The sequence below is a fragment of the Mesorhizobium sp. M7A.F.Ca.CA.002.04.1.1 genome (assembly GCF_004022805.1).
GTDB lineage: Bacteria > Pseudomonadota > Alphaproteobacteria > Rhizobiales > Rhizobiaceae > Mesorhizobium > Mesorhizobium ciceri.
Map to the genome: position 1 here is coordinate 1 of NZ_RZPL01000278.1, position 6694 is coordinate 6694.

Annotated in this window: 6 protein-coding genes and 1 pseudogene; 6 read left to right on the forward strand and 1 reads right to left on the reverse strand. The window is 62.3% G+C overall.

Annotated elements, in window-relative coordinates:
• Window positions 1-78 precede the first annotated feature (78 nt).
• The gene (locus ENZ75_RS16140; RefSeq protein WP_024503583.1) at window positions 79-378 is read right to left on the reverse strand and encodes a DUF3572 domain-containing protein; all 300 of its coding nucleotides are present in this window, start codon (window positions 376-378) and stop codon (window positions 79-81) included.
• A 246-nt stretch (window positions 379-624) separates the two neighbouring features.
• On the opposite strand from ENZ75_RS16140, the gene ENZ75_RS16145 reads away from it, so the two are divergent.
• The 6 genes and pseudogenes from ENZ75_RS16145 to ENZ75_RS16175 form a co-directional block, all read left to right on the forward strand.
• Window positions 625-996, forward strand: coding sequence for a response regulator (locus ENZ75_RS16145; protein WP_013531932.1), 372 nt, complete (start codon window positions 625-627; stop codon window positions 994-996).
• A 33-nt stretch (window positions 997-1029) separates the two neighbouring features.
• Entirely contained in the window at window positions 1030-2403 is a 1374-nt protein-coding gene (locus ENZ75_RS16150; RefSeq protein WP_063167894.1) for a PleD family two-component system response regulator, read from the forward strand.
• Window positions 2404-2924: 521 nt separating this feature from the next.
• The gene (locus ENZ75_RS16160; protein WP_063170221.1) at window positions 2925-4397 is read left to right on the forward strand and encodes an FAD-dependent monooxygenase; all 1473 of its coding nucleotides are present in this window, start codon (window positions 2925-2927) and stop codon (window positions 4395-4397) included.
• Window positions 4398-4524: 127 nt separating this feature from the next.
• On the forward strand, window positions 4525-5259 hold the full coding sequence (locus ENZ75_RS16165; RefSeq protein ID WP_013531928.1) for a FadR/GntR family transcriptional regulator: 735 nt from the start codon (window positions 4525-4527) through the stop codon (window positions 5257-5259).
• Complete coding sequence (locus ENZ75_RS16170; protein ID WP_063167895.1) at window positions 5256-6443, forward strand: PLP-dependent transferase; 1188 nt, start codon at window positions 5256-5258, stop codon at window positions 6441-6443. Before ENZ75_RS16165 ends, ENZ75_RS16170 begins: the two co-directional genes overlap by 4 nt.
• Window positions 6444-6472: 29 nt before the next feature.
• A pseudogene (locus ENZ75_RS16175) lies at window positions 6473-6694 on the forward strand (sugar ABC transporter substrate-binding protein); the annotation flags it as partial.

The window sequence follows — 6694 nt, forward strand, 5'->3', positions numbered from 1 at the left end:
CGTCGACATCGAGCACCAGCAACGGCCGGTTGTCGGCTGCCAGTTCTTCGATCTGGCGCGCTGTTTCTGGATCATCGCTCATATGGAATGCTCGTGATTGTCATCGCCCAGCGGCAGCGACCGCAGGGCCTTGCCGACAGCAGCCGGCGGGGTGCCGGTTTCCTCGGCAAAGCGCATCAGCGTCGGCTCGTGGGCGAGGATGAATTGCAGGACACCAGCCAGGAAACCCGGCTCACTGGCGGCTTTGCGGATCGAATGGACCTCTATGCCGGTGATAGCCAGAAAGCGCGGCAAAAGCTCCGGATCGGAGGCGACAAAGCCCAGGGCCTTCACGGCAATCGATTCCGCTTCTTCGCGCATTGACGCTGCGTTTGCCATCACTACCTTCGGTGTGTGGAATGAGTCTCTCCCGCAGTAATGGCAAGAGTTGCTTGCGGCAAGCCATTAGAGCGTGGCGCGCCCTTTGGACGCGCAGGCGACGAGGTAGAATTCGCGCTGTTTTCCAGCCGCGGATTTCCGTTTCGTCAATCATATTGCCGTAAAGTGAAGCAGGGTTTGGTGCGTTCAGATATGGGCGCATGACGGTCGCCTTCGAAGCGGAAGGGCGGCCGGGACGGGATATCGATGCCGAAGAAGGTTATGATCGTCGAGGACAATGAGCTCAACATGAAGCTCTTTCGGGACCTCATCGAGGCAAGCGGTTACGAGACCGTGCGCACCCGCAACGGTCTGGAAGCGCTCGATCTGGCACGCCAGCACCGGCCGGATCTCATCTTGATGGATATCCAGTTGCCTGAGGTGTCGGGGCTTGAAGTGACCAAATGGCTGAAGGAGGACGACGAACTGCACGTCATCCCCGTCATTGCCGTGACCGCCTTCGCCATGAAAGGCGACGAGGAACGTATCCGCCAGGGTGGCTGCGAGGCTTATATTTCGAAGCCGATCTCGGTGCCGCGTTTCATCGAAACCATCAAATCCTATCTGGGCGATGCGTGATGTGCCCCTTCAGCCGAGCCGGAGCGTTATGAAATGACTGCGCGGATCCTCGTCGTCGACGATATCCCTGCCAATGTGCGGCTGCTGGAAGTGCGGCTGCTGGCCGAATATTTCGAAGTGTTGACCGCCACCAACGGGCCGGATGCGATCGAGACCTGCGAGAACGGCAAGGTCGATGTCGTGCTGCTCGATGTGATGATGCCCGATATGGACGGCTTGGAGGTCTGTCGGCGGCTGAAGAGCGATCCGGCGACATCGCACATTCCGGTGGTGATGATCACCGCGCTGGACCAGGTTTCCGACCGCGTCCGCGGGCTTGAGGCTGGCGCCGACGACTTCCTGACCAAGCCGGTCAACGACCTGCAGCTGATGACGCGCGTCAAGAGCCTTGTTCGGCTGAAGTCGCTGACCGACGAGTTGCGGCTGCGCGCCTCGACGACGCGCAATATCGGCATCGAGGAGTTGCTCAGCCGCAATTTCGCATCCGAGGACACGACGCCGAAAGTGCTTTTGATCGACGAGCGCAAAACATCCGTCGAGCGCATCCAGAAGATGCTGCGTGATCGGGCCGACCTCGACGTCACACATGATCCGCATGCCGGTTTCTTCCAGGCCGCCGAGACATCCTATGAATGCGTGATGATCTCGACCGCGTTCGCCGATTTCGATCCGCTGAGGCTCTGTTCGCAGTTGCGCTCGCTCGATCGCACCCGCTTCGTGCCGATTATCCTGCTGGCGGAGGAGGGCGAGGAGGAACGCATCATTCGCGGCCTGGAACTCGGCATCAACGACTATCTCATGCGGCCGATCGACCAGCAGGAACTGACGGCACGGCTGCGCACGCAGGTGCGCCGTAAGCGCTACAACGACCAGCTACGGGCCAGCGTCACCCAGACAATCGAAATGGCGGTGACCGACGGTCTGACCGGGCTGCACAATCGCCGCTATCTGGACAGCCATCTGCAGACGCTGTTCGATCGCGCCGTGGCACGGCGCCGGCCGCTGTCGGTGATGATCACCGACCTCGATCGCTTCAAGGCGATCAACGACGCGCACGGTCATGATGGCGGCGACGAGGTGCTGCGGGAATTCGCACGGCGGCTGCGCAAGAATGTCAGGGGTATCGACCTTGCCTGCCGCTTTGGCGGCGAGGAGTTCGTCGTGGTGATGCCGGATACCGAGGGCGCGGTGGCCGAGAAGGTGGCCGAGCGCATTCGCGCCGAAATCGCCCAGGCGGCTTTCGCCATTGGCCAGGACGGCAAGGCGATCGAAGTCACGGTCAGCGTCGGCGTGTCGTCGGTGCTGAAGGGCGTGGACACGGTGGCGGCGCTCATGAAGCGTGCCGATCTCGCGCTCTACGAAGCCAAAAGCGGCGGCCGCAATCGGGTCGTCGCCAAGGCGGCGTAGTGACCCAGCCCCGATTATCCAGTCAACCCGACAGGGTTACCCGTTTACCTTAATCCAAGCGATTCGCGAGCCTTGGTTAAGAAACTGTTGATTTTTATAAGCTCTTGCGCGACTGTGCAGGCCAAGACGAAGCCGGCACGAGGATAGACCGCCGGCTCCGGTCCCTGGGAATACCCCATGATGCTCAGGTCCGCCGCATCTCCTGGGTCCGTGGGGTCGGCCGGCCGGCGCTGGCACATAGTGGCCTCCTCGTACCGCTGCCAAACGCCGACCGGCCCCCTTCTTTCCAATGAACATCAGAGCTCCGTGCCAAAGCACGGAAGACTCTGGGTTTTTGCGCCTGAAAATCTGGATATCGTTAGGGGAAATTGCCCCGAGCGCTTGTTCCGCGGCAACCAACAGGGGAAACAATACCGTTCCCTTCCATTTCATACATATGGCGCACAAGGGGCTTGCGGCAAGACCCGGCTCCTCCCGTAAAACCGACCCGAACCAAGGTGCGGAAAACGGGAGTGATGACAATGGTTTCAGATCATGCGGTGGTGATCGCCGGGGGTGGTCCGGCGGGATTGATGCTGGCGGGCGAACTGGCGCTAGCAGGCGTCGACGTTGCCATTGTCGAAAGGCGGCCGGATCAGAAACTTGCCGGCCTGCGCGCAGGTGGCCTCCATGCACGCACCATCGAGGTGCTCGACCAGCGCGGAATTGCTGATCGGTTCCTCTCGCAGGGCCAAGTGAGCCCGGCCGTAGGTTTTCACATGATCCGCCTGGACATCAGCGACTTCCCAACCCGGCACAATTACCTGTTGGCGCTGCGGCAGAACCACATCGAGCGCATCCTGGCCGACTGGGTCGGCGAGTTGAAGGTGCCGATCTATCGTGAACACGAGGTTGCGGGGTTTATCCAGGACGACAGCGGCGTCGACGTCGAACTGTCCACCGGTCACCGCCTGAGGGCCGCATATCTGGTCGGCTGCGACGGAGGCCGCAGCACCATTCGCAAGGCGGCCGGTATCGAGTTCACCGGATGGGATCCGACGATGAGCTGGATGATTGCCGAGGTCGAAATGTCGGAAGAACCGGCATGGGGCTTCCGCAGCAACGCCTCCGGAATTCATGCCCTGGGTAAGATCGAGGACGGCAAGAAGGTTGGCGTCGTGCTGACGGAGCCCCGCCTGGAGGCGCGCGGCGAACCGACGCTACGCGAGCTCAGCGAGGCGCTGGCCGCCATCTATGGCACCGATTTTGGGGTCCACAGCCCGACCTGGCTCTCCCGCTTCACCGACATGACGCGCCAGGCTGCCGCATATCGCGACAGACGCGTGCTGCTGGCCGGCGATGCCGCCCACGTCCATCCGCCGATGGGTGGACAGGGCCTCAACATCGGCGTGCAGGATGCGGTGAACCTTGGATGGAAGCTGGCCCAGGTCATCAAGGGGATATCGCCGGAAAGCCTTCTCGACAGCTATCACGCCGAGCGCCATCCGGTTGCCGCCCGCGTGTTGCGTAACACGATGGCGCAGGTCGCGCTTCGCCGCACGGATGACCGCAGCAAGGCCTTGGCCGACACCGTTGCCGAGTTGCTCGGCATGGATGAACCCCGCAAAAAGATCGCAGCCGAGATGTCCGGCCTGTGTGTCCACTACGACCTCGAAGAGGGGCACCCGCTGCTTGGGCGGCGAATGCCCGATCTCGATCTGACCACCGCCGGCGGACCGTTGCGGGTCTTCACCTTGCTGCACGACGCGCGGCCCGTGCTGCTCAACCTCGGTGAGCCCGGCAGACTGGACATCGCGCCCTGGGCAGAACGGGTTCGGCAGATCGACGCCGGTTACGCCGGTATCTGGGACCTGCCGGCTCTCGGGAGTGTCGTTGCGCCCGACGCGGTCTTGATCCGGCCCGATGGTTATGTGGCTTGGGCCGGGGCGGGAACCCAACGGGGCCTTGTGGGCGCGCTGACCACCTGGTTCGGGCCGCCTGCTGCCGCAGGTTAGCAGACGCGATCGCGCGACCGCCTTGAGAATATTGCGTCGCTTCCTCCGACAGTGCTCCTGACAGTTTGTTGACAGGAGTTTTCAACTGTGCAGAATTGGTTGGACCATTGGACCACTCGGAGGAAATGTGGACCAGAACAGCCTGCCACCCATTCAAATCACGGCGCGCGACGACGCCGTGTTGAAGGCGTTGGTGGGATTTGTTCGCGCCGAAGCCCTGCAGCTGGGCGACAGACTCCCAACCGAACGCATTCTCGCCGAGCGGCTGAAGGTCAGCCGCAACACCGTGCGCGAGGCTCTGACACGCTGGGAAGGGCTCGGCCTCGTCGAACGCCGGCAAGGCAGCGGCACCTATCTCAAGGCGGCTGTTTCGCCTGATATGCTGCACATGCCGCTGACACTGGCCGGCGGCAATGATTTCACCAGCCTGATGCAGACGCTGGAGATCCGCCGCGCGCTGGAGGCGGAGGCAGCAGCCCTTTGCGCCGAACGCGCCAGCCAAGCCGATATTGCCGAGATCGCACGCAAGCTCGACATCATGGAACAGGCGTTCCGCACGCGCGAGGGCATGTCGTCGGAAGAGGATTGGGAGTTCCACCAGGCGATCTACCGGGTCTCGGGCAATCCGCTGTTCGAGCAGATCATCGCCGCCATGCATGAGCTGTTTCACCGCTTCTGGGAGCATCCGCTCGGCGTGCGTGACTTCGGCCACGCCAGCTTTCCCTATCACCGGACCATCTACGAACGCATTGCTGCCCGCGATCCGCAGGGCGCTCGCGCCGAGGCGCTCAAGCTGATCGCCACCGTCGAGGACGACCTCAAGCGCGGCGCGGCCAAACTCAAACTCTCGAGCCAGACATGAACGAGCATCCATCAGGTTTCGATTACGACTATCTCACCGAAGCGGCCACGCTTTTGGCGCATGACGAACCGTTCCCCGGCGGTGCGGTGGTGCCGCCGATCTACCAGACCTCGCTGTTCACCTTCGCCAACTATGCCGAGATGGCCGATACCTTTGCCGGCAAACGAAGGCAGCCGATCTACTCGCGCGGCGACAATCCCACGGTGATGGAGTTCGAGGCGCGCGTGGCAGCGCTCGAGGGCGCAGAAGCCGCGCGCGGCTTTTCCAGTGGCATGGCGGCGATCAGCGCCACAGTGCTTGCGTTCGTCGGTGCGGGCGAGCGCATCGTGGCGGTGCGCAATTGCTATGGCGATGCCTACCGTTTGTTCGAGCGGCTGTTGCCGCGCCTCAACATCAAGGTCGACTATGTCGACGGCTCCGACCCGGATGCGGTCGCGGCGGCACTTCCCGGCGCCAAGCTGCTTTATCTGGAAAGCCCGACCTCGATGATGTTCGAGCTGCAGGACATCGCGCATCTGACACGGTTGGCCAAGGAACAGGGCATCGTCACCACGATCGACAATTCCTGGGCGACGCCGGTGTTCCAGAAGCCGATCACGCATGGCGTCGACCTGGTGCTGCATTCGGCCTCGAAATACCTTGGCGGCCACAGCGATACGGTCGCGGGCGTCGTGGCGGGTTCGGCTGCCCACATCAAGCACATCAACGAGCAGACCTATTCCTATCTCGGCGGCAAGCTGTCACCGTTCGAAGCGTGGCTTTTGCTGCGCGGCCTGCGCACGCTGCCGCTGCGCCTGCCGCACCACATGAAGAGCGGCCTGACCATCGCCGAACGGCTGAAGGCGCATGCCGCTGTCGAGCGGGTCAACCATCCCGTCTATTCGAACCACCCGGGCAAGGCGACGCTGGCCGGCTATGCCGGGCTGTTCTCCTTCGAGGTTACGGACGAGATTGACATCCCCGTCTTCGTCGACGCGCTGAAATATTTCCGCATCGGCGTCAGTTGGGGCGGGCATGAAAGCCTGGTCGTGCCGGCCAAGGCGTCGCTGGAGCAGACGCCGGGCCTGAATTCGATGGCGCGCTTCGGCGTCAGCCCCCGAACCATCCGCTTCAATGTCGGATTGGAGAGTGTCGAAGACCTGTGGGCGGATGTCGCCCAAGCCTTCGAAAAAGCCAGAAAATAACAAGCGGGTTCAAAATGGGAGTCTTGAACATGAAAAAACTGACCGTCATGCTTGCCACCGTTGCGGGACTGGCGATTTCCGCCGGAAATGCTGTGGCCGATTCGACCCTGAAAATGGTCGAAGTCATCACCAGCCCGCCACGCACCGAATTCCTGAAGAAGCAGATCGCCGAGTTCGAAACGGCCAATCCAGGCATCAAGGTCGAGCTGATCTCGCTGCCCTGGGGGCAGGCGTTCGAGAAATTCCTGACC

What these genes read in the sequence shown, in the direction of transcription:
- ENZ75_RS16145 (WP_013531932.1), top strand. Translation starts at nt 625, where the DNA reads ATGCCGAAGAAGGTTATGATCGTCGAGGACAATGAGCTCAACATGAAG.
- ENZ75_RS16140 (WP_024503583.1), bottom strand. Translation starts at nt 378, where the DNA reads ATGGCAAACGCAGCGTCAATGCGCGAAGAAGCGGAATCGATTGCCGTG.
- ENZ75_RS16150 (WP_063167894.1), top strand. Translation starts at nt 1,030, where the DNA reads ATGACTGCGCGGATCCTCGTCGTCGACGATATCCCTGCCAATGTGCGG.
- ENZ75_RS16170 (WP_063167895.1), top strand. Translation starts at nt 5,256, where the DNA reads ATGAACGAGCATCCATCAGGTTTCGATTACGACTATCTCACCGAAGCG.
- ENZ75_RS16160 (WP_063170221.1), top strand. Translation starts at nt 2,925, where the DNA reads ATGGTTTCAGATCATGCGGTGGTGATCGCCGGGGGTGGTCCGGCGGGA.